The sequence below is a fragment of the Streptomyces sp. NTD91 genome, from assembly GCF_059510455.1.
In genome coordinates, this window is sequence record NZ_JCAJZW010000136.1 from 1 (window position 1) to 997 (window position 997).

The 997-nt window shown below is 73.4% G+C and carries 1 protein-coding gene; it reads left to right on the forward strand.

Annotated features, from left to right (window positions below; translation table 11 throughout):
• Positions 1–997, forward strand: a 997-nt coding sequence (locus tag AC5WRT_RS38915) for an acyl carrier protein (protein WP_496098936.1), incomplete at both ends; no start/stop codon positions are given.

The window sequence follows — 997 nt, forward strand, 5'->3', positions numbered from 1 at the left end:
GTGAGGCGTCCCGCCGTACCGTGCCGTTCGCGCCGCCGCCCGAGTCGGAGCAGGCCGGGTCCGGGGCGGCGGTGGCGACGGGGCAGGGGGATCTGCTCCAGCGGGTCCGGGCACACGCCGCCGCTGTGCTGGGACACACCGGAGCCGGCGAGGTGGACGCCTCGTTGACGTTCAAGGCGCTGGGCTTCGACTCGGCGACCTCGGTCGAGCTGCGGAACCGGCTCGTCGCGGACACGGGAGTCTCCTTGCCCGCCTCGGTTCTGTTCGACCATCCGACCCCGCAGGCCCTCGCACGCCATGTGCGCCACCTGCTCGAAGGCGGCACCGAGCCCGTGCCCGAGGCGGCGGTGGAGCCGAGGGCCGCGGGCGACGAGGCCCCCATCGCCGTCGTCGCCATGGGCTGCCGGCTGCCCGGCGGCATCCGCACCCCCGAGGACCTGTGGGGGCTGCTGGCTGCCGGTGGCGACACCGTCTCGACGTTTCCCGCGGACCGCGGCTGGGACCTGGAGAACCTGTACCACCCCGACCCCGAGCACCACGGCACGACGTACGCCCGCTCCGGTTCGTTCCTGTACGACGCGGCCGAGTTCGACTCGCTCTTCTTCGGCATCTCGCCGCGCGAGGCCGAGGCGATGGATCCGCAGCAGCGGCTGCTGCTCGAAGTCTCCTGGGAGGCCCTGGAGCGGGCCGGCATCGACCCCGCCGCCTTGCGCGAGAGCGACGGTGGCGTGTTCGCCGGACTCATGCAGCAGGAGTACGGCCCCGGGCTCCAGCACGCCCCCGAGTCCGCCGACGGATACCTGTTGACCGGCACCTCCTGCAGCGTCGCCAGCGGGCGGATCGCCTACGTCCTCGGGCTGCGCGGACAGGCCGTGACCGTGGACACAGCATGCTCGTCCTCCCTGGTCGCCCTGCACATGGCCGTCCAGGCACTGCGGTCCGGCGAGTGCTCGTTCGCGCTCGCGGGCGGCGCCACGGTCATGGCGGAGCCGGGAAT